22 protein-coding genes and 9 tRNA genes are annotated in these 25,685 nt (G+C 30.2%); 25 read left to right on the plus strand and 6 right to left on the minus strand.

Going from position 1 to position 25,685, the window contains the following annotated elements; translation table 11 throughout:
- The first annotated feature begins 1 nt into the window (after position 1).
- The 4 genes from NT01CX_RS00110 to NT01CX_RS00125 all read left to right on the plus strand — a co-directional run bounded on the left by NT01CX_RS00110 (position 2) and on the right by NT01CX_RS00125 (position 5,766).
- Positions 2-1,987 (plus strand): DHH family phosphoesterase, encoded by a 1,986-nt coding sequence (locus NT01CX_RS00110; RefSeq protein WP_011721015.1) that lies wholly within the window; start codon positions 2-4, stop codon positions 1,985-1,987.
- A 1-nt stretch (position 1,988) separates the two neighbouring features.
- On the plus strand, positions 1,989-2,432 hold the full coding sequence (rplI, locus tag NT01CX_RS00115; protein WP_011721016.1) for a 50S ribosomal protein L9: 444 nt from the start codon (positions 1,989-1,991) through the stop codon (positions 2,430-2,432).
- A 124-nt stretch (positions 2,433-2,556) separates the two neighbouring features.
- Positions 2,557-4,404, plus strand: a complete 1,848-nt coding sequence (gene lonC, locus NT01CX_RS00120; protein ID WP_072060516.1) for a Lon family ATP-dependent protease — start codon at positions 2,557-2,559, stop codon at positions 4,402-4,404.
- Positions 4,405-4,431: 27 nt separating this feature from the next.
- Entirely contained in the window at positions 4,432-5,766 is a 1,335-nt protein-coding gene (locus tag NT01CX_RS00125) for a replicative DNA helicase (protein WP_011721018.1), read from the plus strand.
- Between the two features lie 36 nt (positions 5,767-5,802).
- On the opposite strand, the gene hsp18 is transcribed toward NT01CX_RS00125, so the two are convergent.
- Positions 5,803-6,240: a heat shock protein Hsp18 gene (gene hsp18 / locus NT01CX_RS00130; RefSeq protein ID WP_011721019.1), complete on the minus strand. Its 438-nt coding sequence runs from the start codon at positions 6,238-6,240 to the stop codon at positions 5,803-5,805.
- 299 nt (positions 6,241-6,539) lie between these two features.
- Between hsp18 and NT01CX_RS00135 the strand changes: the two genes are divergently transcribed.
- The 8 genes from NT01CX_RS00135 (at position 6,540) to NT01CX_RS00170 (ending at position 13,329) form a co-directional block, all read left to right on the plus strand.
- A tRNA-Thr gene (locus tag NT01CX_RS00135) sits at positions 6,540-6,615 on the plus strand.
- A 220-nt stretch (positions 6,616-6,835) separates the two neighbouring features.
- On the plus strand, positions 6,836-7,693 hold the full coding sequence (locus tag NT01CX_RS00140) for a DegV family protein (RefSeq protein ID WP_011721020.1): 858 nt from the start codon (positions 6,836-6,838) through the stop codon (positions 7,691-7,693).
- Between the two features lie 18 nt (positions 7,694-7,711).
- The gene (locus NT01CX_RS00145; RefSeq protein WP_011721021.1) at positions 7,712-8,548 is read left to right on the plus strand and encodes a DegV family protein; all 837 of its coding nucleotides are present in this window, start codon (positions 7,712-7,714) and stop codon (positions 8,546-8,548) included.
- A gap of 241 nt (positions 8,549-8,789) precedes the next feature.
- Complete coding sequence (locus tag NT01CX_RS00150; protein WP_011721022.1) at positions 8,790-10,079, plus strand: homoserine dehydrogenase; 1,290 nt, start codon at positions 8,790-8,792, stop codon at positions 10,077-10,079.
- Between the two features lie 20 nt (positions 10,080-10,099).
- Positions 10,100-11,590, plus strand: a complete 1,491-nt coding sequence (gene thrC / locus NT01CX_RS00155) for a threonine synthase (RefSeq protein ID WP_011721023.1) — start codon at positions 10,100-10,102, stop codon at positions 11,588-11,590.
- Positions 11,591-11,689: 99 nt separating this feature from the next.
- Positions 11,690-12,676 (plus strand): biotin--[acetyl-CoA-carboxylase] ligase, encoded by a 987-nt coding sequence (locus NT01CX_RS00160; RefSeq protein WP_011721024.1) that lies wholly within the window; start codon positions 11,690-11,692, stop codon positions 12,674-12,676.
- 12 nt (positions 12,677-12,688) lie between these two features.
- The gene (locus tag NT01CX_RS00165) at positions 12,689-12,901 is read left to right on the plus strand and encodes a DUF3006 domain-containing protein (RefSeq protein ID WP_011721025.1); all 213 of its coding nucleotides are present in this window, start codon (positions 12,689-12,691) and stop codon (positions 12,899-12,901) included.
- A gap of 191 nt (positions 12,902-13,092) precedes the next feature.
- Positions 13,093-13,329 carry a hypothetical protein gene (locus tag NT01CX_RS00170; RefSeq protein WP_011721026.1) on the plus strand — a complete coding sequence of 79 codons (237 nt, stop codon included), beginning with the start codon at positions 13,093-13,095 and terminating at the stop codon, positions 13,327-13,329.
- Positions 13,330-13,472: 143 nt separating this feature from the next.
- Here the strand turns inward: NT01CX_RS00170 and NT01CX_RS00175 are convergent, their stop codons facing one another.
- Positions 13,473-14,726 (minus strand): glutamate-5-semialdehyde dehydrogenase, encoded by a 1,254-nt coding sequence (locus tag NT01CX_RS00175; RefSeq protein ID WP_011721027.1) that lies wholly within the window; start codon positions 14,724-14,726, stop codon positions 13,473-13,475.
- A 12-nt stretch (positions 14,727-14,738) separates the two neighbouring features.
- A complete protein-coding gene (gene proB / locus NT01CX_RS00180; RefSeq protein ID WP_011721028.1) occupies positions 14,739-15,878 on the minus strand; it encodes a glutamate 5-kinase in 1,140 nt (379 codons plus the stop codon).
- Between the two features lie 150 nt (positions 15,879-16,028).
- Between proB and proC the strand changes: the two genes are divergently transcribed.
- The 5 genes from proC (at position 16,029) to NT01CX_RS00205 (ending at position 21,070) form a co-directional block, all read left to right on the plus strand.
- The gene (gene proC, locus NT01CX_RS00185; RefSeq protein WP_011721029.1) at positions 16,029-16,835 is read left to right on the plus strand and encodes a pyrroline-5-carboxylate reductase; all 807 of its coding nucleotides are present in this window, start codon (positions 16,029-16,031) and stop codon (positions 16,833-16,835) included.
- A 336-nt stretch (positions 16,836-17,171) separates the two neighbouring features.
- On the plus strand, positions 17,172-18,584 hold the full coding sequence (locus NT01CX_RS00190; RefSeq protein ID WP_011721030.1) for an NAD(P)/FAD-dependent oxidoreductase: 1,413 nt from the start codon (positions 17,172-17,174) through the stop codon (positions 18,582-18,584).
- Between the two features lie 87 nt (positions 18,585-18,671).
- Positions 18,672-19,955, plus strand: a complete 1,284-nt coding sequence (locus NT01CX_RS00195) for an adenylosuccinate synthase (RefSeq protein ID WP_011721031.1) — start codon at positions 18,672-18,674, stop codon at positions 19,953-19,955.
- Positions 19,956-20,022: 67 nt separating this feature from the next.
- A complete protein-coding gene (locus NT01CX_RS00200) occupies positions 20,023-20,214 on the plus strand; it encodes a DUF1858 domain-containing protein (protein ID WP_011721032.1) in 192 nt (63 codons plus the stop codon).
- A 103-nt stretch (positions 20,215-20,317) separates the two neighbouring features.
- Positions 20,318-21,070 carry an acyl-[acyl-carrier-protein] thioesterase gene (locus NT01CX_RS00205; RefSeq protein ID WP_011721033.1) on the plus strand — a complete coding sequence of 251 codons (753 nt, stop codon included), beginning with the start codon at positions 20,318-20,320 and terminating at the stop codon, positions 21,068-21,070.
- A 94-nt stretch (positions 21,071-21,164) separates the two neighbouring features.
- Here NT01CX_RS00205 and NT01CX_RS00210 read toward each other — a convergent pair whose 3' ends face one another.
- Positions 21,165-22,409, minus strand: coding sequence for an NAD(P)/FAD-dependent oxidoreductase (locus tag NT01CX_RS00210; protein WP_011721034.1), 1,245 nt, complete (start codon positions 22,407-22,409; stop codon positions 21,165-21,167).
- Between the two features lie 401 nt (positions 22,410-22,810).
- On the opposite strand from NT01CX_RS00210, the gene NT01CX_RS00215 reads away from it, so the two are divergent.
- The 8 genes from NT01CX_RS00215 (at position 22,811) to NT01CX_RS00250 (ending at position 23,498) form a co-directional block, all read left to right on the plus strand.
- Positions 22,811-22,885, plus strand: a tRNA-Glu gene (locus NT01CX_RS00215).
- A gap of 13 nt (positions 22,886-22,898) precedes the next feature.
- A tRNA-Val gene (locus NT01CX_RS00220) sits at positions 22,899-22,974 on the plus strand.
- 13 nt (positions 22,975-22,987) lie between these two features.
- A tRNA-Asp gene (locus NT01CX_RS00225) sits at positions 22,988-23,064 on the plus strand.
- A 7-nt stretch (positions 23,065-23,071) separates the two neighbouring features.
- Positions 23,072-23,147 (plus strand) — tRNA-Thr (locus NT01CX_RS00230).
- 17 nt (positions 23,148-23,164) lie between these two features.
- Positions 23,165-23,239: transfer RNA gene (locus tag NT01CX_RS00235), tRNA-Glu, on the plus strand.
- 13 nt (positions 23,240-23,252) lie between these two features.
- Positions 23,253-23,328 (plus strand) — tRNA-Val (locus tag NT01CX_RS00240).
- A 12-nt stretch (positions 23,329-23,340) separates the two neighbouring features.
- Positions 23,341-23,417, plus strand: a tRNA-Asp gene (locus tag NT01CX_RS00245).
- Positions 23,418-23,422: 5 nt separating this feature from the next.
- Positions 23,423-23,498 (plus strand) — tRNA-Thr (locus tag NT01CX_RS00250).
- A gap of 156 nt (positions 23,499-23,654) precedes the next feature.
- Here NT01CX_RS00250 and NT01CX_RS00255 read toward each other — a convergent pair.
- Both NT01CX_RS00255 and NT01CX_RS00260 read right to left on the minus strand, forming a co-directional pair.
- On the minus strand, positions 23,655-24,647 hold the full coding sequence (locus NT01CX_RS00255) for an ATP-binding protein (protein ID WP_011721035.1): 993 nt from the start codon (positions 24,645-24,647) through the stop codon (positions 23,655-23,657).
- The gene (locus NT01CX_RS00260) at positions 24,640-25,632 is read right to left on the minus strand and encodes a DnaD domain protein (protein WP_011721036.1); all 993 of its coding nucleotides are present in this window, start codon (positions 25,630-25,632) and stop codon (positions 24,640-24,642) included. Before NT01CX_RS00260 ends, NT01CX_RS00255 begins: the two co-directional genes overlap by 8 nt.
- Between the last annotated feature and the right edge of the window lie 53 nt (positions 25,633-25,685).

The following is a 25,685-nucleotide window of genomic DNA, read 5'->3' on the forward strand; positions in this document are numbered from 1 at the left end:
AATGAATAATAACTATTTTTTTAGAAATAAGGTTTATATAGTCATTATGTTAGGTACTATCTCTCTTTTTTTTATACTAGGTCATGTAAAAATAGGAGGTATTCTTCTTTTTGGTTACTTGAATTTTCTTTTATATAAATTTAAGAGTTCTAAAGTGAAAAATGATGAATGGGAAAAATTTATAGAAGATTTTTCAGCTAAGATGGATATATACTCGAAGAATTTACTTATAAAATCACCTTTTCCATTGGTCATTGCAGAAAATACAGGGGATATTTTATGGTACAATAAAAAATTTTTAGAGATATTTGAAAAGGGAGAATTTATAGCAAGGAACTTAAAGGATATAATAAATGACACAAATATAAATAAGATTTTAAATGGCGAGAAAGAAATTTTTAAGTATGTAAATATAAAAAATAAACATTATAATATATTTGCAAACACTAGTGAAAATCAAGGTACTAATGGTAAAGATAATAGTTCTATAATTTTTTATTTTTGTGATGTTACACATGAAGTAGAACTTATGAGAGAAATCAAAGAAAATAATCACATAATTATGTTAATAGATGTGGATAATTTAGATGATGTTTTAAAAACTACAGAAGAAGATAATGCAGTTTTATTGTCTGCAGAAATAGAAAGAACTATAAAAAATTATGCTCAAAGTTTGAATTCCATGATTATAAAATATTCTTCAAGTAGATATGTTGTAGTTTCGTATTACAAAGATATACAAGAAGAAATGAATAAGAATTTTGATATATTAGATGATATTAGAGAAATAAACTATGGAAATAAGCTAACTGTTACTTTAAGCGTTGGAGTTGGTATTGGTGGAGAAACACCACTTCAAAATTATGAATTTGCAGCATCTGCTAAGGATTTAGCTTTAAGTAGAGGTGGAGACCAGGTTGTAGTAAAAAATAAAGATAATCTACAATTTTATGGTGGTAAAACTAAAGAATTCGAAAAAAGGACTAAGGTAAGGGCGAGGGTTATTGCTCATGCATTAGTTAATCTTATAAATGAAAGTAGTAATATTTATATAATGGGACACGTGAGCCCAGATATTGATGCTCTAGGAGCTGCCATTGGAATTAGAAGTGTTGTTACAACCCTGGGCAAAAGAGGTAGGATAATATTAGATGGCGTAAATACAGGTATAGAAAATGCAATAGATAGAATCAAAAAAAATAATTTGTATGATGAGACTTTTATATCTTCAGAAGGAGCTATAAATTCTCATGATAAAAATAGTTTACTTATACTTGTAGATGTTAATAGTAAAGAATATGTGCAAAGTAAAGAAGTTTTAAAGCACATAGATAGAGTAGTTGTTATAGATCATCATAGAAAATCAACTGAGGCTGTAGAGGATGCTCTTTTAAGTTATATAGAACCTTATGCATCTTCAACTTGTGAACTTGTCACAGAAATGTTACAGTACATGATAGAAAGTCCTAAAAAGAATATAAGTCCATTCGAAGCTGAAATGATGCTGGCGGGGATTTATATAGATACTAAGAATTTTTATTTTAAAACTGGAGTTAGAACTTTTGAGGCAGCTGCATACCTAAGACAGCTTGGAGCTGATATAATAGATGTAAAGAAGATGTTTGCAGGTCACCTTGAGACTTATATTAAAAAAGCAGAAATCATGAGTTTAGCAGAAGTTAAGGATGATATAGCTATAGCTATTTGTCCACCTGATATAAATGATAATATATTAGTGGCTCAGGCAGCTGATGAATTATTAAATATTACAGGGGTTCAGGCATCTTTTGTTATTGCTAAAATAAATAATAGTGTATTTATAAGCGCAAGGTCTTTTGGAGACATAAATGTTCAAGTTATACTCGAAACATTAGGTGGCGGTGGACATATGACAATGGCAGGAACAAAACTGCAAAATATATCTATAGAAGAGGCAAAGGAAAAATTGCAAAATGCTATTTATGAATACTTAGGGGAAGGTGAATAAAATGAAGGTAATTTTATTAAAAGATGTAAAGGGAAAAGGTAAAAAGGGAGAAGTTATAAATGCATCAGATGGATATGCAAGAAACTTTTTATTACCAAGAGGACTTGGAGAAGAAGCTACAGATTCAAATATGCACATACTAAATAGACAAAAAGAAGCAGAAAGAAAGAAGAAGTTAGAAGAAACAGAAGCAGCTCAAGCATTAGCTGAAAGTTTAAGAAATAAAGAATTAAAAATGATTGGTAAAGCAGGAGAAAATGGAAGATTATTTGGAGCTATAACAAACAAGGATATAGCAACAGAATTAAAAAAACAATTTAAAGTTGATATAGATAAAAAGAAAGTTGTTACAGAAACAATAAAACAATTAGGTGAATATGAAGTTGAATTAAAACTTTACCCAGAAATATCTACTAAGATAAAAGTAATTATTTCAGAAAAATAATGTCTAGATGAAAGGGGGATACCCAAAGGAACTTTAAGATGAAATTTTCCTTGGGTAAACTATATTGAAATTTTCGGTATTAGATGAAAAATTAAAAAAGCAAATAGACTTTTTAAATGATAATATGCCTCTTGAGGTTCAAGTAGATGTTTTAGAGGATATTATGAGAAAAATTATGGATGATAAAACTATAAGAACTAGAGTTATAAAGTATAAACTTAATAAACAATTACACTCAAATGATATATATAAAAAAACTTATGCTATAAATAAGATCGTTAGTGACGGTAAGGGAATTGATGTAGTTCCAGATGAAGAAAACATAGTAATGGCTTTAGAAAATACAAAAGTTCATATTGCCGAAGTAGTAGCAAGAAAATATGTTGAAAATAGCATAGAAAAAGATGTTGAAAAGGCCATTATAGAAAAGCAAGAAAAATATATAGAAGATGTTAGACTTGGAATAATTAGAAAGAGAAAAGGTTCTGAAAATGGAAAAACTCTTAAAAAATATTCTAAACTTAAGGAATTAGATTCTATAAAATTGACCAATAATATACTATCTATGTTAAGACCTAGTAGCTTTTCAGAAATAGTAGGTCAAGAAAGACCAATAAAGTCTTTAATATCAAAACTTGCATCACCTTATCCGCAACATATAATTTTATACGGACCTCCAGGAGTAGGCAAGACTACAGCTGCAAGACTTGCACTAGAAGAAGTAAAAAAACTTAAACATACTCCTTTTGGAGAAAGTGCAAAGTTCGTAGAAGTAGATGGAACAACACTAAGATGGGATCCAAGAGAAATTGCAAACCCGCTTTTAGGTTCTGTACATGATCCTATATATCAAGGAAGTAAAAGAGATTTAGCTGAAATTGGTGTTCCTGAACCAAAGCCAGGTTTAGTTACTGAAGCTCATGGTGGGGTTTTATTTATTGATGAAATTGGAGAACTTGATACTATACTTCAAAATAAACTTTTAAAAGTATTAGAAGATAAAAGAGTAGAGTTTTCATCATCATATTATGATCCAGATGATGAGAACATACCTAAATATATAAAATACTTATTTGAAAATGGTGCTCCTGCCGATTTTGTATTAATTGGTGCTACAACTAGAGAACCAAAAGATATAAATCCAGCATTAAGATCAAGATGCACAGAAGTTTATTTTGAACCTTTATCAGCAGGTGATATAAAGAACATAGTAGAAAATGCTGCCCTTAGACTTAACATAAACCTAGAAGAAGGTGTAAGTAGTTTAATAAGCAAGTATACTATAGAGGGAAGAAAAGCTGTAAATATTTTAGCTGATGCCTATGGATATGTTTTATATAATAAAAATATATCAGAAGGCGAAGTTACAATAACAGTAAAGGATCTTGAAGAGATAATATCAATATCAAGATTAACTCCTTTTGAAGAAAAGTTAAATAATGAAAAAGGAGAAGTTGGTCATATTTATGGACTTGGAGTTAGTGGATATATTGGCTCAACAATAGAAATTGAAGCTGCTATATTTGAAGCTAAGGATAAGGGAAAAGGTTCTGTAAGATTTAACGATACAGCGGGAAGTATGGCAAAGGACTCTGTATTTAATGCTGCATCTGTTATTAGAAAAATTACAGACAAAGATATAAAAGATTATGACATTCATGTTAACGCAGTAGGTGGTGGAAGAATAGATGGTCCATCAGCAGGTGCTGCTATAACAATTTGTATTATAAGTGCTCTTTTAAATAAATCAATAAGACAAGATGTTGCAGTAACTGGTGAAATATCATTAAGAGGAAAAGTAAAACCAGTAGGTGGCATATTTGAAAAGGTATATGGTGCAAGAAGAAAAGGCATTAAATGTGTAGTTATACCAAAGGATAATTTAAGAGAAGTACCAACAGGTCTTAATGACATAGAAATTAAAGCTGTAGATAATATTGAGGAACTAATTAAGATTGTTTTTGAAGAATAATTTTAATTACTAGTAGGAGAGATAAAAATGGAAACACCTCTTAGAGTTTTGCCACATAATATACAGGCTGAACAAACAGTACTTGGATGTATGATTAAAGACAAAACATCTATTGCTCAATCAGCAGAGGCTTTAAGGGGAGAAGATTTTTATAGGGAAAGTCATCAGATTATATTTAATGCTATATATGAGCTTTACTCAAAAGACATTCCTGTAGATATGGTAACATTAATAGAGAAATTAAAATCTACTGATAAGTTACAAATTGTAGGCGGAATTACTTATATAACGGAATTAAGTAATTCCGTCGAATCAACTATAAACGTAAATTCATACATAAAAATTGTTGAAGAAAAATCTATTTTAAGAAAGCTTATAAAAGCTTCAGCAGATATTACAGAAGAGTGTTACTTAAATCAAGAAGATGTACCAAGTGTACTTGATAAAGCGGAAAAAAGAGTATTTGATATAGCAGAAAAGAGAACTTCAAGTGATTTTGAACCTATAAGTAATGTTCTCGAAAGAGGCTTTGAGCAAATAGAAAAGATTTTTAATAATAAGGGAGAAACAACAGGAATTCCATCAGGTTTTCCAGAGCTTGATGCAAAAACATCAGGATTTCAACCAGGTGATATGATATTAATTGCAGCAAGACCTTCTATGGGAAAAACAACATTTGCTATAAATATAGCTGAATACGCAGCTATAAGAGAAGGTAAAAATGTTGTTGTGTTCTCACTTGAAATGTCAAAAGAACAATTAGCATATAAAATACTTTGTTCAGAAGCAAACGTAGATATGTTAAAACTAAGAACTGGTGAATTAGAAGATGGGGATTGGGAACGAATAGCTAAGGCTTCAGGACCTATTGCAGCATCAAATATTTATATAGATGATACTGCGGGTGTATCTGTTATGGAAATGAGATCTAAGTGCAGAAGATTAAAAATAGAACATGGAATAGACCTTATAGTAATAGACTATCTTCAACTTATGAGTGGAAGTTCAGGTTCTGAAAGTAGACAACAAGAGGTATCTGAAATATCAAGATCCATAAAAGCACTGGCAAAGGAAATGCATTGTCCAGTTATAGCATTATCACAGTTATCTCGTGCTCCAGAGCAAAGAGCAGATCACAGACCTATGTTATCTGACCTTAGAGAATCAGGTTCAATAGAGCAGGATGCTGACCTTGTTATGTTCTTATATAGAGATGAGTATTATAACAAGGAAACTGAAGACAAAAATATAGCAGAATGTATAATTGCAAAACAAAGAAACGGTCCAGTTGGAACTGTAAAACTTGCTTGGCTTGGACAGTACAGTAAGTTTGGTAGATTAGATATTATACATCAAGAATAAGAAAAGATGTGACTATAAAAATCACATCTTTTTTTATTATTTAATTTCTATTCTTTTTTGATTTCTGTTATTTTTCTTTGGAAGAACTAATTTTAAAACACCATTTTCAAAATTAGCCTCAATATTATCTTCATCAATATCATTTATAAAGAAACTTCTTTTAAATTCTCCATAATGTCTTTCACGTCTTACATAGTTATTTTCATCATCTTTATCTTCTATAGAATCTTCACGTTTTGCTGAAATTGTTAAATATCCATTTTCATAGTAAAGGTCTAAATTTTCTTTTTTCATTCCAGGAAGATCAGCCTCAACTAAGTAAGCATTTTCAGTGTCTCTAACATCTACATTAAATCCATTGTTCATAGTTTTTGGAAAGAAGTCATCATTAAAGAAGTTATCAAATAAATTATTGAAAAAGTCTTCTCTCCTTCTTAAATTTCCATGGTTTCTAAAAGGAATCATTTCAAACATTATAAAAAACCTCCTTAATATATTAAATATTTTATTTAAATTAACTTGCTATTAACTACCAGGTGATTACCTTGTATGCTTATATAATAAGCTAAAAGTCAAAGAAAGTCAAAGTCTAAAAAATTGAGGTTTAAAAAGCTATAATTAAAAAGAAATATAAAGAGTCTAATATTTTAAAATAATAATAAATTTTAATATAATAAGTGGATTTTTAAAAAATTTTAAGAAGAATACTGATTATTGCACAAAACATTGATTAAATTTTTAATTAGGAGTAAAATTGTATATATAAATAAAATGCTCCTATGGCTCAGATGGTAGAGCAACTGATTCGTAATCAGTAGGTCGCAGGTTCAAATCCTGTTAGGAGCACCAAGAAAAGTTATTAGCTTGAAGGTTGAGATTACAAACATATCTTAGCCTCTTTTATTTTTTGATAAACAAGTAATTTTCATAGAGAGGTAGTATTCAAGAAAAAAAGTACAAAATAAAGGGTATTTGAGATATACTATTGTAGTAAAATAATAAGTAATGAAAATAAAAATGGTATAAAGTACAAGTTATACTTTATAATGAACATAAAGGAGATTTTAAAATGGCAATAAGAATAGTAACTGATAGCGGGTCTGATTTACCTAAAGATATTATTGAAAAGTATAATATTAAGTTTTTACCCTTATATGTATATGTTAACGATGAACCATATTTAGACGGCGTAACTATTGAACATAAAGAAGTTTATGATGGTATGAGAAAGGGCAATATGTATAAGACAGCCCAAATACCACCAAATGTATTTTATGATGCTTTTAAAGAGTGTGCTGAAAACAATGATACATGTATTTATATAGGTTTTTCGTCAGAACTTTCAGGAACTTATCAATCATCAATGATAGCAAAGGAAGATATTTTAGAAGAATATCCTGATTTTGATATACATGTTATAGATACAAAATCTGCATCACTGGGACTTGGACTTGTGGTTTATAAGGCTGCTCAAATGGTTATGGAAGGAAAGACTAAAGAAGAGGTCTTAGAAGCTATTGAGTTTAACAGTAAACATATGGAAGGAATCTTTACTGTTGATGATTTAGAATATCTATATAAAGGCGGAAGAGTAAGTAGGGGTTCTGCCGTAATAGGTGGACTTTTAAATATTAAACCTATATTAAATATAGAAAAGGGTAAACTAATTCCTATAGATAAAGTTAGAGGAAGAAAAAAAGTTTTAAAGAAAATTTTAGAGTTAGTAAGAGAACGTGGTGTGGATTTAGAAAATCAAACAATAGCAATATCTCATGGAGATGATATAGAAGCAGCAGAAAAAGTAAAGGAAATCTTTAAAGAAGAATTTGGCTCAAAGGATTTCTTAATAAGTACCATTGGAGGAGTAATAGGCTCCCATGTAGGACCTGGAACTGTTGCAGTATTTTTTCTTAACGATATTAAATAAGTAAGGGGGATAAAGCATATGGATATAAAAATTGTTGCAGATAGTAGTTGTGATTTATCACAGGAATTAAAAGAAGAAATGAACATCGACATTGCTCCTTTAACATTAATTTTAGAGGGCAAAGAATATATAGACAATGAAGAATTAAATGTATCAGAATATATTGAGAATATGGCAAACTGTAAGACATCACCTAAAACAGCATGTCCTTCTCCACAAGATTATATAGAAAAATATAAAGGAGAAGAAAGTGTATTTGTAGTGCCATTATCATCAAAATTAAGTGGAAGCTACAACAGTGCTGTACTTGCTAAGAATTTATTTTTAGATGAAATAGGAAACAAATTCATTCATGTATTTGATTCTGTTACAGCATCAGTAGGTCAAACTATAATATCTCTTAAAATAAATGAGCTTTCAAAGCTTAATTTAGGAGAATTAGAAATTGTAGAAAAGGTTAATAAATACATAAGTGAAATGAAAACATTTTTCTTATTAGAAAGTTTAGATCACCTAGCAAAGGCAGGAAGATTAAATCCTATTATTGCAAAGGTTGCAAACATGTTATCTATAAAACCAATTATGGGTTCTAATGATGATGGAACTATAAGAATGGTTGAAAAGACTAGAGGTTATAAAAAAGCCTTCAAGAGATTTATAGATATAATCGGAGAAGAAGGAAGCAACTTAGAGCAAAAGGTACTTGGAATTGCTCATTGCAATTGTCTTGAAAGAGCTCTTCAATTTAAAGAAGAGGTTTTAAAGAGATATAATTTTAAGGACATAGTAGTTGTTGAAATGTCTGGACTAAGCACAACTTATGCAGATAATGGAGGTCTTGTAATAGCGTTTTAGATAAATTAATCACATAACGAATTGATATTTTAAAGCAATTGGTTATGTGATTTTTATTTATCTATATTTAAGTAATAAAATTCCTCATATTGAAAATTTATAAATAATTTTATATAAGTACTTTATTATTTTATAAATAATAAGTATAATAGGAGTAGTTATATTTAGTACATTTGTTTGCCGATAAAAAACAAAATGAAATTATAATATTATATATGATATAAATAAGGGGGCATAGATTATGAAAAAAGTAAGCATTGCATTATTAGGACTTGGAAATGTAGGTAGGGGAGTATGGAAGATACTAGATGCAAATAAAGAGGAGATAAGAGAAAGATCTGGTTACGAAATAGAAGTTTCTAAAATATTAGTTAGGGATAGAAACAAAAATAGGGGCATAGATGTACCAGATAAAATAATAACAACTAATGCTGACGAAATATTTGAAGATGAAAATATAAAGATAGTAGTAGAATTAATGGGCGGAGTTGATCCTGCTAAAGAATATATGATAAGGGCTATGAAAAATAAAAAACATGTAGTAACAGCAAATAAACTTGCAGTTGCAACTTGTGGTTCTGAACTTTTAAAAACAGCACAAGAAGAAAACGTAAGATTATGTTATGAAGCAAGTGTTGCTGGGGGAATTCCAATAATACATGGATTAAGTGAAAGCTTAACAGCAAATAAAATTGAACAAATAGTGGGGATTATAAACGGAACAACAAATTACATATTAACAAAAATGCGCTTAGATAATATGGATTTTAAAGAAGCGCTAAAAGAAGCACAAGAAAAGGGTTATGCAGAAGCTGATCCAACATCAGATGTTGAAGGATATGATGCTGTTTATAAACTTGCTATATTAACTTATCTTGCATTTGGTAAAAAGGTAAATGTAGATTCAATATATAGAGAAGGAATTCAAAAGATAGAATCAGTAGACATAGATTATGCTAAGGAATTTGGATATGTGATAAAGCTTTTAGCAATAGTTAAGGATGTAAATGACACTTTAGAATTAAGAGTTCATCCAACAATGATTCCAGAGAGACATCCTCTTGCTAATGTAAATGATTCTTTCAATGCAATATTCTTAAAGGGAAATGCAGTTGGAGATTTAATGATGTACGGACGTGGAGCTGGAGATCTTCCAACAGGAAGTGCGGTTGTTGGTGATATAATTTCTGTACTAAGAAATGAAACAGATCCATTATTTAAACTATCAAAACATAAATTAGGAAACGTTAAAAAGGTAAGTAGTATGGAAGATACGGAATGTGAATATTACATAAGAATGACTGTAAATGATGAACCAGGAGTTTTAGGTAATATAGCAGGTATTCTTGGAAAACATGATGTAAGCTTACTTTCAGTAATACAAAAGGCCAAAGAAGAAGAATCTGTAAAGCTAGTGTTTATAACTCATAAAACATTAGAAGGCAATATAAATAAGTCAATGGAAGAAATGAAAAAGCTAAGTAGCGTTCAAAGTATAGAAAATATTATAAGAGTAGAAAAGTTACAATAAGGGTTTAGGGGGCTAGATACATGGAAAAGATTTTTTATAGAAGTACAAGAGGGAGAGAAGATAACATATCATCATCACAAGCTATATTAAAGGGAATAGCAGATGATGGAGGATTATTTGTACCAAACAGAATTCCTAAAATAGATAAATCACTACAGGAATTAAGTAAAATGAATTATAGAGAACTTGCATATTTTGTTATGAGCAAATTCTTTACTGATTTTACTGAAGAGGAACTAAGGATATGTATAGACAGGGCGTATGATAACAAGTTTGATACAGAAAATATAGCTGAAATAAAAAAAGTAGGTAATGATTTCTTTTTAGAACTTTATCATGGACCAACTCTTGCATTTAAGGATATGGCTTTATCAATACTTCCTCATCTTTTAACTACATCTGCTAAAAAACAAAACCTAAACAAAGAAATAGTAATTTTAACTGCAACATCAGGGGATACTGGTAAGGCAGCACTTGAAGGCTTTACAAATGTTGATGGAACAAAAATTATAGTATTCTTCCCAGAAGAAGGGGTAAGTGAAATTCAAAAGAAACAAATGGTTACTCATAAAGGAAACAATACTTATGTAGTTGGAATAGAAGGAAATTTTGATGATGCTCAAAGTGGAGTTAAAAAGATTTTTAGAGATGAGAACTTTATAGAGCTGTTAGATAAAAACAATTATGTGTTTTCTTCTGCAAACTCAATCAATATAGGTCGTCTAATTCCTCAAGTTGTATATTACTTCTATGGATATTTAAAAATGTGTAATATGAAAGAAGTAACTTTAGGAGAAAGCATAAATGTAACTGTTCCTACAGGAAACTTTGGAAACATACTTGCAGCATATTATGCAAAAACAATGGGTCTTCCAATTAATAAGCTTATATGTGCATCTAATGATAACAAAGTACTATATGAATTTTTAAGCACAGGAAGGTACGATAAGCTAAGAGAATTCGTAACAACAATATCACCTTCTATGGATATATTAATTTCAAGTAACCTTGAAAGACTTTTATATAGCATAAGTGGAGAAAATCAAGATTTGGTAAGGTCGCTTATGAGTAATCTAGAAAGTAAAGGAAGCTATGAAATAACAAGTGATATGAAGGAAAGAATTAAAGATTTCTACGGAAATTTTGCATCAGAAGATGAAACAAGAAAAGGAATAAAGGAAGTTTATCGAAGTAGTAAATATTTAATTGATACTCATACATCTGTTGCATATGGTGTTAATAAAAAGTATAAAGAAGAATTTAATGATAATAAAAAGACTTTAATAGCATCAACAGCTAGTCCATATAAATTCACTTATGCAGTTATGAATGCTTTAGATGATAGCTTTAAGAATTACAATGATTTTAAACTTATAAAGGAAATGAATAAATTTGTAGGAGCTGAAGAACCAAAAGCAATAAAGGATATAGAAAAAAGAGAAGTTCTTCATAATGCAGTATGCAATAAAGATAATATGAAAGAAGAAATAAAAAGAATTTTAAATATATAAATAAAATAGACTTCATATACTATATAAGGGTAGGAACAAATAAGTTCTTATCCTTTTTTGTATGATATAATTATTTAAAAAGTAAAAGGGGGATTTAAAGTGAAGGAAGAAATTATAAACCTACTGAAAGAAAATGAAGATAATTTCATATCTGGAGAGAAAATAAGTGAGAAACTTGGTATAAGTAGAGCTGCTGTTTGGAAGCATATTAAATCAATAAAAGAAGATGGATATGAAATAGAATCAATATCAAGAAAAGGGTACAAGCTTATTTCTTCACCAGACTTACTTACTTTTGAAGAAGTAAATCCTTATTTAAATACAAAATACATAGGAAAAGATATAAGATATTATAATACAATAGATTCAACTAATACTAAAGCAAAGGAACTAGGAACTGCTGGAGCAAAAGAAGGAACAGTAGTTATAAGTGAAGAACAAACAGGGGGACGAGGTAGACTTGGACGTCAGTGGGTATCTCCTAAATTTAATGGTATATGGATGTCTATTATTTTAAAACCTGATATAGAACCAATGGATGCCTCTAAAATCACTCAAATTGGTGCAGCAGCAGTGTGCATGAGCATTAATGAGTTAGGACTAAAGGCTACTATAAAATGGCCAAATGACATAGTTTTAAATGGAAAAAAGGTATGTGGAATTTTAACGGAAATGAGCGGAGAACTAAATAAGATAAACTACATAATTATGGGCATTGGAATAAATGTAAATATAGAAGATGAAGATTTCCCAGGAGATATAAAAGATATAGCAACATCAATAAAAATAGAAAGTGGGAAAAAAGTTAAACGTAAGGAACTTGTTGCAAGTATATTTAATAATTTTGAAAGTCTATATGATGAATTTATAAACAGCGAAACTATAAAAAGATCCATAAATATTTGCAGAGAAAACTCTGCGCTTATAGGAAATGACATAAAGATAATAAAAAGAAATGAAGAAGTCTTTGCAAAAGCTATTGGATTAACTGAAGATGGAGAATTAATAGTTGAATACAATGATGGCAAAGTGGACAAAATTGTATCTGGAGAGGTATCCGTTAGAGGAATGTATGGATATGTGTAAGGAGGATAAGGTATGTTTGGGACAATAGATAGATTTGAAGAGGAATTTGCAGTAGTAGAATTTGATGATAGAAAAGTAGTAAATATATTAAAAAATAAACTCCCAAAAGAAGCAAAAGAGGGAGACGTGTTAAAATTTCATCATGACATAATAACTATAGACTACAAAGAAACTGAAAAAAGAAAAAGAGAGATAGAAGATCTTACAAAAGATTTATTTGAATAAATAGGGGAGCATTTGAATTATTACAAATGCTCCTTTAATTATAAATTTTTATAATAAGTTAAAACATTTTTATAAAAATCTATTGAAAATAACTTTTAATAGAAAATAATGTATTATATAATAAATTCGTACATGCCATTGTAAACGTTTTAGACGCCGTTTATACAATGAATAAAACAGGGGGGAGGGTTATGGAAAAACAGATAAAAGTATTTAGCTCTATAGTTATATTATCAATATTTAATATATTTTCTGCTAAGATTGCCGAAAGATTAATAGTTTTTAAAAATAATTCTATTGATGAAGTTGACTATAGTGCTTTTATAAGTGCATTTTCAAGGTGCGTAAACTTTATGTATATTGTTATATGCATAGTTATACTTGTAATTTTTTATGAGGGAAAGAAGGATAACGATAAACTTAAATAATAGTAAAAAGACAGGTATAACGTTGTGTATCTGTCTTTTTGCTATTATGTTTATAATTTTAAAATTATATAATTTTAAAGATAAAACTTAAATAAAAATAGTGCTGATAAAAAATTATCCGCACTATTTTAGTTTCTTAGTTGTTATCTAATTTGACCTTCTCCGTAAATTATGTATTTTGAAGAAGTAAGTTCTTTAAGTCCCATAGGTCCTCTTGCATGAAGTTTTTGTGTGCTTATTCCGATTTCAGCACCAAATCCAAATTCTGACCCGTCAGTGAAACGTGAAGAGGCATTTACATATACAGCAGCAGCATCAACTTCAGCTAAAAATCTTTGAGAGTTTTCATAGTTATTTGTAACTATTACTTCTGAGTGTTTTGTGCTGTATTTATATATGTGATCTAGTGCTTCATCTAATGAGTCAACAACTTTACTTGCAAATTTGAAGTCTAAATATTCCTTTGCCCAGTCTTCTTCTGTTGCCTCTGTTGCTCCCTCAACTAGAGATTGAGTTCTTATGCATCCTTTTATTTCTACATTTAAAGGTTTTAATTTTTCAGCAAGGTATGGAAGGAATTTATCAGCTATATCTTTGTGTACAAGTAAGCTTTCCATTGCATTACATACTGCTGGTCTTTGAGTTTTAGCATTTATAACTATGTTTGCAGCCATTTCAAGGTCAGCAGATGCGTCTACAAATACGTGACAGTTTCCAACACCAGTTTGAATTACTGGAACAGTTGCGTTTTTAACTACTGCATTTATAAGTCCAGCTCCACCTCTTGGAATTAAAACATCTATATAATCATTTAATTTCATCATTACATTTACTGCATCTCTACTTGGGTTTTCGATAAGGTTTATAGCACCTTCTGGAAGACCAGCTTTTGTAGCAGCCTCTGAAATTATTCTAGCTACAGTTGTGTTTGAGTTTATAGCTTCAGAACCACCTCTTAGAATAACTGCATTACCTGATTTTACGCAAAGGGCAGCAGCGTCAACAGTAACGTTAGGACGAGCTTCATATATTATACCGATAACACCTAGAGGAACACGAATTTGACCAATTTTTAAATTGTTAGGTCTTCTCCACATTCTTATTACTTCTCCAATTGGATCTTCTAGTGATGCAACGTCTCTTAAACCTTGAGCCATTGATTTAATTCTTGCCTCATCAAGTAGAAGTCTATCAAGTAAAGATTCAGTAAGGCCCTTTTCTCTACCGTTTTCCATATCTTTTTTATTAGCTTCAATTATAGCATTAGTATTTTCAATCAAAGCATCTGCCATAGCGTTTAAAGCATTATTCTTAGTAACTGTGCTTACAATAGACATTTTTCTTGCAGCGGATTTTGCAAGACTTGCTGTTTCAATTACGTAATTTTCTATGTTCATTTTAGTTCCTCCTTATAGGTTTTCTAATATTACTAAGTTGTTTTTGTGAATTACTTCATCATAGTTTTTATAACCTAGTTTATCTTCTATTATATTAGAATCTAATCCCTTTATTAAATCAATTTCCATAGAGTTATAATTTGTAATTCCATGTGCTATTTCTTCTTTTTTAGAATTTAAAATTGACACAACTTCTCCTTCTTGAAAAGTACCATCAATAGATATTATACCCTTTGGAAGTAAGCTTTTATTATGGTTTACTAGTGCTTTTTCTGCACCATCATCTACTATTATAGAACCCGTTGGCTTAGTTGCAAAAGCCATCCAATGTTTTTTTGCTTTAACATGATCCTCTTGTCCTAGGAATAATGTACCTATTTCTTTTCCATCAAGGATGTCTGTTAGGAAATTACGATTGTCTCCATTTACGATAACCATTGATGAACCTGATGATGTTGCGATTTTACCTGCATTTATTTTAGTTGCCATTCCACCAGTACCAAGTGAACTTCCAGCACCACCTGCAGCAGCTACAATATCCTCTGTAATCTCATCAACTACAGGAATAAATTTAGCATCAGGATTTGTTTTTGGATTTGAATCATATAGTCCATCTATATCTGTAACTAAAATCAATAAATCAGCGTCAACAAGACTTGCTACCATAGCTGATAGAGTGTCGTTATCACCAAATTTAATTTCATCTACTACTATAGCGTCATTTTCATTTACAATAGGAATTACGCCTTGTTCAAGTAGTGAGTAGAAAGTGTTACTAGCATTTAAAAATCTAGTTCTATGAGATAAGTCCTCGCGAGTTAAAAGTATTTGTCCTACTGGTTTTCCGTATTCTGAAAAAATCTTTTCATACATATGTAAAAGTATACCTTGACCTACAGCAGCAGCTGCTTGTTTTTCAGGAATAGTTTTAGGTCTCTCTTTAAGTCCAAGTTTTCCAATACCTGCTCCTATTGCACCAGATGATACAAGAATAACTTCAATTCCACGATTTTGGGCATCGGAAAGCTGTCTAACTAGGTTTTCTATTTTATTTAAGTTAAGTAGTCCTGTGGGATAAGTTAATGTTGATGTACCGACCTTTACTACGATTCTTTTTACGTCTTTTATGTAGGTTTCTCTTAAATTGTTCATATTTTATAACTGTAAAACAGTTTTACCTCCCTTAAATTTATTTAATAATTAGGTTGTTTTTTATAAAAAGTGTATAATAAAATTATTATTATCAATTTAGCAAATTATATCATATAATAAACATTTAATTCAATTTTACAGGAGGTCAATATGAACAAGAAAATAGGATTTATCGGATGTGGCAACATGGGAAGTGCCATGATTAAGGGAATTGTTAAATCTAACTTAGTTGATTCTAAAAATATAATGGCAAGTGATTATTTTTTAGAAAAATTAGAGGCTATGAAAGATGAAATAGGAATTTTAACAACAAATAATAATAATGAAGTTGCAGAGTTTGCAGATGTTTTATTTTTATCAGTTAAACCTAACATGTACAAAGCTGTAATTGATGAAATAAAGGATAAAGTTAAAAAAGAAACTATTATAGTTACAATAGCAGCTGGAGTTGATATTAAAACAACTGAAACTAATTTTGGTAGAGAAATAAAGGTTGTTAGAGTAATGCCAAATACACCAGCTTTAGTTGGAGAAGGTATGAGTGCATTATGTCCTAATGCGAATATAAATGATGCAGAGCTTGAAGAAATAGTTAATTTATTTAAATGTTTTAGTAAAGTAGAAGTAGTTGAAGAAAAGTACATTAACGTAGTTACAGCATTAACGGGTTCATCACCAGCTTACGTTTATATGTTTATAGAAGCTTTAGCAGATGGAGCTGTTCTTGAAGGACTTCCAAGAGATAAGGCATACAAAATGGCTGCACAAGCAGTTTTAGGTTCTGCAAAAATGGTTTTAGAAACAGGAAAACATCCAGGAGCTTTAAAGGATGATGTTTGTTCACCAGGAGGCACAACAATAGAAGCTGTTTACTCATTAGAAAAGAGCGGATTTAGAGCAGCTGTAATTGAATCTATTGAAAAGTGTGTAAGAAAAGCTGAAAATATGAGTAAATAACATTAAATAATATATTAAACTGAACAAATATTATAATATAGAGTAATTAATTAAGTTAAAATCTAATTAAAAAACATTAACCTATGAAATAAAAATTTTATTTCATAGGTTTTTTATATTTTATATAAAATAGGAGAATATTAAATATATATAAATGTTCCTTACGTATATTGTGAACAAAAAACCCTTATTTATTATATTTTGTATACATAAGTAGTTTTTGGGTGTAAAAAATAAAAAATTACGAATATTATTTTAATAAACATATTAATAATTCGCAATTTGTATTGACTAACCAACACACCTTTGCTACTATAGGTAAGGGGGGATTTAGCCATGAAAAAAAGTTATGATGTTATAATAATTGGAGCAGGTCCAGCAGGTATATTTACGGCTTTAGAAGTAACAAGATTAAACTCTGAATTAAGTGTTTTGATAATTGACAAAGGAAGAAATATAGAAAAAAGAACTTGTCCTGTAAGAAAGACAGGTAAGTGTGTTAATTGCAATCCGTGTGCAATAACATTCGGATGGTCAGGTGCAGGTGCTTTTTCAGATGGAAAACTTTCATTAAGTCCAGAAGTTGGTGGAAGAATACTTGAATATTATTCAGAAGAAGAATGTAAAGATCTTATAAATTATTGTGATAATATATATTTGAAGTTTGGTGCAAATAAGGTAGTTCATGGTTTAAATAATGAAAGAGTTGAAGAAATTAAATACGAAGCAAGTAAACATAATATTCGTTTAGTGGAGTGTCCTGTAAGACATCTTGGAACGGAACTTGCTTATAACGTGTTAAGGGATATGTATCATCATCTTATAGACAATACCAATACAGACTTTAGCGAACTTACAGAAGCTGAAGAACTTATTGTTGAGGATAATAAAGTTACAGGAATTATAGTTAATTCAAAATATGGAAGATGTGAAATTAAGGGTAGATATGTTGTAGTTGCACCAGGTCGTGGTGGAGCTGAATGGCTTTCAAAAGAAGCCGAAAGATTAAATATAAAAACTAAAAATAATGCGGTTGATATAGGAGTTAGAGTTGAAGTTCCAAATTCTATAATGGATCACCTAACTAAGGACTTATATGAGGCAAAACTTGTTTATTATTCAGATACCTTTGATAATAAAGTTAGAACGTTTTGCATGAATCCAGGTGGTGTGGTATCTGAAGAACATTATGACAATAATATAGCAGTAGTAAATGGTCATAGTTATTCAGAAGAAAAGTTAAGAACTAACAATACTAACTTTGCAATGCTTGTATCAACATCATTTACAGAACCGTTTAATCAACCAATTGACTATGGAAAATATATAGCTCAGCTTGGAAATATGTTAACTGGTGGACCAATAATGGTTCAAAGATTAGGGGATTTGTTAAAGGGTAGAAGAACAGACGAATCAAGATTAAAGAAATCTACTACAATACCTACATTAAAATCAGCAGTACCAGGAGATTTAAGTTTTGTACTTCCTCAAAGGCATTTAACATCTATAATAGAAGCACTTAAAGCTTTTGATAAGGTGGCTCCAGGACTTTATAGTAAAAATACATTACTTTATGGAGTTGAAGTTAAATTCTATTCAAGTAAATTTGAAACAAATAATAAATTTGAAACTGATATAAATAATTTATATACAATAGGAGATGGAGCAGGAATTACAAGAGGACTTATGCAGGCTTCTTCAACTGGGGTAATTGTAGCAAGAGATATAGTGAAAAAAATTAAAAAATAGGTTAAAATAATTAAATATAAATAGAAAATAATATATTACATTATGATAAAAAAATCATGTAATGTATGGTGAAAGAGAGGGAAACATATGTCAGCTTTTGTAGTATTAGGTGCTCAATGGGGCGATGAAGGAAAAGGAAAAATGACAGATTATCTTGCTGAAACAGCAGACGTTGTTGTTAGATTCCAAGGAGGAAATAACGCTGGTCATACAGTTGTAGTAGGAGATAAAGAATATAAACTTCACTTAGTTCCATCAGGAATATTATATGAAGATAAAATAAATGTATTAGGAAATGGTGTTGTAATAGATCCAAAAGCTCTATTTGAAGAAATAAACTACCTAGAAGATTTAGGAGTTAAAGTTACTAAAGAAAAATTAAAAGTAAGTGATAGAGCTCAACTTATAATGCCTTACCACAGAATCCTTGATGGCTTAAAAGAAAAAGCTAGAGGAAAAAATGATATAGGAACTACAGGAAAAGGAATAGGACCTGCATACACTGATAAAGCTGAAAGAAGTGGAATTAGAGTTTGCGATTTAATGCATAAAGATGTCTTTGAAGAAAAGTTAAGACAAAACATAAATGATAAAAATGAATTAATAAGACTTTATGGCGGAGAAGAATTAGACTTCGATAAGATATTTGAAGAATATAATGCTTATGCAGACAGAATGAGACCATATGTTACAGATATATCTGTAATAATATATGATGAAATGAAGAAAAATAAGAATGTACTATTTGAAGGAGCTCAAGGTTCATTACTTGATATAGACTATGGTACTTATCCATATGTTACATCTTCAAGCACTGTAGCTGGTGGAGTTTGCACAGGAGCAGGTGTTGGACCTACAGCTATAACAGGAGCAGTAGGTATTGCAAAAGCTTACACTACAAGAGTAGGAAAAGGACCTTTCCCAACAGAACTTCTTGATGAAATGGGAGAAAAGTTAAGAGAAAAGGGACACGAATACGGAGTAACTACAGGAAGAGCAAGAAGATGTGGATGGCTTGACCTTGTAATCTTAAAAAGTACAGCTAGAATATCTGGACTTACAAGCTTTGTTGTAACTAAAATAGATACACTTGCAGGATTCGACAAGATTAAAGTTTGTACTGGATATGAATTTGACGGAAAGGTAATAGATTACTTCCCAGCATCTTTAGAAGATTTAGCTAAATGCAAACCAGTATACGAAGAATTTGACGGATGGGACGACAGCATAGCTGATGCTAGAAGTTATGAAGAATTACCTGAAAATGCTAAGATTTACTTAAAGAAAATAGAAGAATTTACAGATACAAAAATTTCTATAGTATCAGTAGGTCCAAAGAGAGATCAAACTATAGTAGTTGGCGAAATTTAAATTTTCTTTATTCGTCGTTATAAGTTTGGTATAATTATCTTAAATAAACTGAAACGAGGTGAAGAGAATGCAAATAACTAAGGATATGACTATAGGAGAAATCGTAAGAAATTTCCCAAGTTCAATTGAAATATTAATGAGCTTCGGAATGGGTTGCGTTGGATGTCCATCAGCTCAAGGAGAAAGCTTAGAACAAGCAGCAATGGTTCATGGTATGGATATTGAAAAACTTTTAGAAGCTTTAAATAAGGCTATATAATATAAGTTTAATATAATTAAAAGCACTATAATAATGCAGACTGAATGCACATTATAGTGCTTTTAACTATTTATTTAAAATGTGGATTTTAAGGAGGATACTTATGAGCGGAATTATAACAGAAAAACAGTATGAAATTCATTATTATGAAGCACACTTAAAACAACAAGCCACAATTACTAACATAATAGACTTTTTTACAGATGTTTCAACTTTTCAATCGGAAGAATTAGGTGTTGGAATTAATTACATGATGGAAAATAATATGGCTTGGATATTATACAAATGGGACATAAATGTAGAGAGATATCCAAGGTATAGAGAGAAGATATTAGCAGTTACAGAGCCATATTCCATAAAAAAATTCTATGCTTATAGAAAGTTTTATATATTAGATGAAAATAGAAATATTATAGCATCGGCAAAATCTACATGGCTACTAATAGATACAAAAAAGAGAAGACCACTTAGAATTTCTAAAGAGATGGTTAAAGCTTTTGGACTTGAAAATAAAGAAGAAACATTAGAAATTGAAAATGTACATAAACTACCTGAAGAAAATACAGAAATAAACTTTAAGGTAAGGTATAGTGACATTGATACTAATGGTCATGTTAATAATGAAAAATACGTTGCATGGATGATAGAAAGTATTCCTCGAGATATAATATTAAATTACACTCTTAAAAATACAAAAATAACATATAAAAAAGAAACTATGTACGGAGAAAGTATAAAAGTTATAACAGGAAAAATTAAAGAAGATGAAGATAAAGTGAAATTTGTACATAATATATTAAGAGAAAATGGAGAACTTTTAACTGAGGGAGAAACTCTTTGGGAAAAAAATAAATAATAAGGTACATAACTATTATTTGTTTTATAAAGGTTAAGGATGGTAGCAAAATGTTTTGTTACCATCCTTTTTTATTTTTAATTAATATTTAAAACTAAAATTCATACAGCACATTAGAGACTGCGAGAGCTGATGCCCATGCCCATTGTAGGTTAAAACCACCACAATCACCATCAACATCTAAGATTTCACCGCAAAAGTACAAATTAGGAACGATTTTAGATTCAAGGGTACTTTCGTCTACTTCTTTAGTATTTACGCCCCCAGCAGTGACCTGAGCGTTATTAAAGCCATTAGTACCAGTGACGTTAAATCTCCAATCTTTAAGAAGATCAAAAATATTGTTCTTTTCTTTCCAAGTAAGTTCCCAACAAGGTTTATGTATACTTTCAATGTTAGCTTCTTTTAAAAGAATAGGTATAATTTTTTTATTTATTATGCCTATAAGAGAATCATAAACACTTTTGTATCCAAAAACACCCCAGTGATTTTCTAAAAAATGAATTAATTCTTCTTTAGAAAAATTGTTCATCATATCAACTGACATTGTAACATTTTTACCCTTTGAAGTTGAATAAGATGCATTTCTGCTAAGCTGAAGTATTGGTGGGCCTGAAATACCATAATCAGTAAACAAAATCTCTCCAAGTTCTTCTTGAACAAATTCATTATCTATAAATATTTTAGCGCTTCCATCAAACTTAACCCCAGATATTGATTTTAGCTTTTTATAATCTAATTTAAGCTGTACAAGGGCTGGAATAGGTTCTATAATGCTATGACCTAATTTCTTAGCTAAAGTAAATCCTGAGCCATCTGAGCCGGTTTTAGGAGCTGATTTTCCTCCACAACACAGAATTAACTTATTGCAGTTAAATTCTTTAGTTAAATCATCATTTGAAGAAGTAAAGATTTTAAAACCTTTTTTAGAGTGGATAATATCCTTTACTTTAGTTTCTAAGTAAATAGGTATTTCTCTCTCTTCTAAGGTAGATTTTAATACGTCTATTACAGATGAAGCTTGAAGGGACATAGGATACATTTTACCGTTCTCTAAAGTTGTAAGGTAAATACCTATAGTTTTAAAAAATTCCTCGATTTTATCTACAGTAAATTTTGATAAAATAGTTTTAAAAAAGCTTTTATTTTCGCTATGGTATCTATCAAGTGTTATATTTTCATTTGTAATATTACAACGACCGTTTCCTGTTGTTAAAAGTTTTTTTGCAATTCTATTATTAGATTCTATTATGGCAACGTCTAATCCTAAATTTTTAGCATTAATAGCTGCTATGATTCCGGAGGCACCTCCGCCAACTATAATAACATCATGTTTCAAAATGATCTCTCCTTATGTTATGCATTTATATTTTATTATATCTTAATAAAGAAAAAGAATAAAATTTAATAGACAAAAAGCTAAAAAATAAAAATAAAAGAATAAAATTAGTACAAAAAACTTATAAATTTAAAAATAAAAATAGAGAAAAAATAATAAAAATAGCATTAATTATATAAAGAAATATAAAAATATATAATAAATTTTTATATTTTGAAAAATGACGAAACTCCCATTAAATAAGGGTTTTAGGGGTTGAAAACTATAACATGACAAAAAATAAATAATAAAATTAAAAAAAAATGCAGAAAATGTGTTGACACTTTATCAAATATCATGTAATATATTCTTCGTCGGGTGTGACGGAAACGAAACACTTGAAAAACAAAAGATTAAACCAAGGCTCCTTGGTCAAGCGGTTAAGACACCACCCTTTCACGGTGGTAACAGGGGTTCGATTCCCCTAGGAGTCACCATTTACAGTTTTATGGGCGCATAGCTCAGCTGGGAGAGCATCTGCCTTACAAGCAGGGGGTCACAGGTTCGAGCCCTGTTGTGCCCACCATAAAACAAAATGTGGCCTAGTGGCTCAGTTGGTTAGAGTGCCGGCCTGTCACGCCGGAGGTCGAGGGTTCGAGTCCCTTCTAGGTCGCCATATATTAGCTGGCATGGCTCAACTGGTAGAGCAACTGACTTGTAATCAGTAGGTTCCGGGTTCAAGTCCTGGTGCCAGCACCAATTTTAAAATTTAATAAGGCTCCTTGGTCAAGCGGTTAAGACACCACCCTTTCACGGTGGTAACAGGGGTTCGATTCCCCTAGGAGTCACCATTTACAGTTTTATGGGCGCATAGCTCAGCTGGGAGAGCATCTGCCTTACAAGCAGGGGGTCACAGGTTCGAGCCCTGTTGTGCCCACCATAAAACAAATGTGGCCTAGTGGCTCAGTTGGTTAGAGTGCCGGCCTGTCACGCCGGAGGTCGAGGGTTCGAGTCCCTTCTAGGTCGCCATATTAGCTGGCATGGCTCAACTGGTAGAGCAACTGACTTGTAATCAGTAGGTTCCGGGTTCAAGTCCTGGTGCCAGCACCAGTAAAAACTAAGTAATTTTACTTAGTTTTTTATTTTTTTGTTAATTAATTAAAAAGTATAAATCTAGTTGTATATATAAAATATATAAGCAAAAAAAACGAGTAAATTATAGTATTCATAATTTACTCGTTTTTTAGTATGGTCTAACCGATATATCTATAAATTTTGAGACCTCATTTTTGATAAATTTATTTTAACACGTATATCTTCACCATAAAATTTACATAAAGTGAAGTTACCAAATAATCTTGAAGTTATTCTTTCAGAATATGTTTTAAGTAATGATTCTAAAGTATAGTTTGTTGAAATAACCATTTTTTTATTTTTAAGTATTCTCTTATTTAAAAGATTAAAAAGTTCTGTTTTAGTGAAATTACTTATTTGTTCAGTACCTAAATCGTCAATTATAAGTAAGTCACAATTGATAAGTATATCTTCAAGTTCGTAATTATTTTCAAGTCTTATTTCTCTAAGGTTTTTAATAAGATCTTCAGCGGTTCTATAAATTACTAAATTTCCTCTGTCTAGAAGTTCCTTTGCAATACAGTGAGTTAAAAAAGTCTTTCCTGTGCCTGAATTTCCATAAAACAAGAGATTATCTTTTCCACTATCAAAAGTTTCTATAAAGTACATAATAGTTTTTATTATCTCTTCCATGTTCTTTCTAGAACTTTTGGGATTTTCACTATCTCTAGTTGATGGATAATAGTCATATTTAAAGTTTCTAAAATTATTAGTCCTAAGTAGCTGACTAAGTTCAGAGTTTTCATAGTAAAGCTTAATTAATTTTGGTTTATAACATTCACATTTAGTTGGTCCAATAAAACCTGTATCTTTGCATTTAGGACATTGGTATCTAGTTTTTAGATAATCCATATCATAACCATTAGACACTAAAAGTTCTGTTTTCTTCATTCTAAGGTCAGTTATTTTTTCACGTAGGTCATGTAAGAATTCTTCTCTATTTTTTATTGGTTTAAATGCACTTATAGAAAGTTTTACACATAGTTTATTTATCTCTTTTTCCAGTTCCTCAATCTCAGGAAACTTAGAGTAAACTTCTTCTTTTCTATTTTTAAGATTATGTGTTTCATCTTCTCTTATTTTTTCGTACATTTTTAAAATCTTATGTTGGTAACCCTTAATCATCATTATCCCATCCTAGTAATTTTTTTTCTAGTTCACTAAAGTCATAAGAGCGTTGCTCATAGTTATTAAATGAATCTGTGCTAGTATTAGTATTATTGCCATAATAGTTCTTTTTCTTAAAGTTACCTTTTAATTTATCTTTCTTTTCTATATCTTCAATAGTTCTTAAATCATTTTTAAACCAATTATTTAGAATTCCATCTATATATTTAAATTCAGCTTTATTTAATCTTTCAAAACAAATATCGCAAGCTTTATATATTATATCTAAAGGAAATTTGTAAACACTAATCCATTTATCAAGCATTTGCTCCTGTGGCTTCATAACTTCTGAATTTTTAATTCCTAGGTAATTTAATATCTTTTTAATGTTAAGCCATTTGTCTTCATGAGCTTTAATAAAAGCTTGGGCATCATCAACTGTTTTAATTTTAGCATCATGCCATGCTATTGCTATTTTTTCAATATATCTGTAATCACGTTTTCCTTTTGAAACGCTATACTGCATTAAAAGAAGTATAAGTTCTGGAGAAAAATCAAAGTCTTTTTGCCAGCTTAAATACATTGTCATTTCTTTATTTGAAAGAGGACGTGCTAGGAGTTGTTCTATTTCTTTCATCATACCCTTAATAGAATTATCCTTTAATTTTGATAGTATAGCAGTATCTGTAGGGTCTTGTTTTGGTGCATTGTCTAAATCTAAAAATTCTATAGAATAAGTACCTGAATCGTCAAGGGAATTCATCTTAATTACCCCTTCATCACTCCAGTAATTCCATGCATTCATAACATCATCTTCTAATATGTGAAGAGTATCTGCAATACTAGCAGAGTTTACCCCAAGTTCACCAGACATACAATATCTAAGACCAAGTAAATAGACCTTTACGTATTGCCCTCTAGCTGATGTCATAAATTTATCTATAAATATGTTACTTACAAGAGTGTACTTGACATTCTTGTGGTTAAACATGAATGTGTTCATGCAGTCACACCTTTCTATTATAAACACTATATATAGTAACTTTAAATTTAATT

It is taken from the genome of Clostridium novyi NT, assembly GCF_000014125.1.
GTDB lineage: Bacteria > Bacillota > Clostridia > Clostridiales > Clostridiaceae > Clostridium_H > Clostridium_H novyi.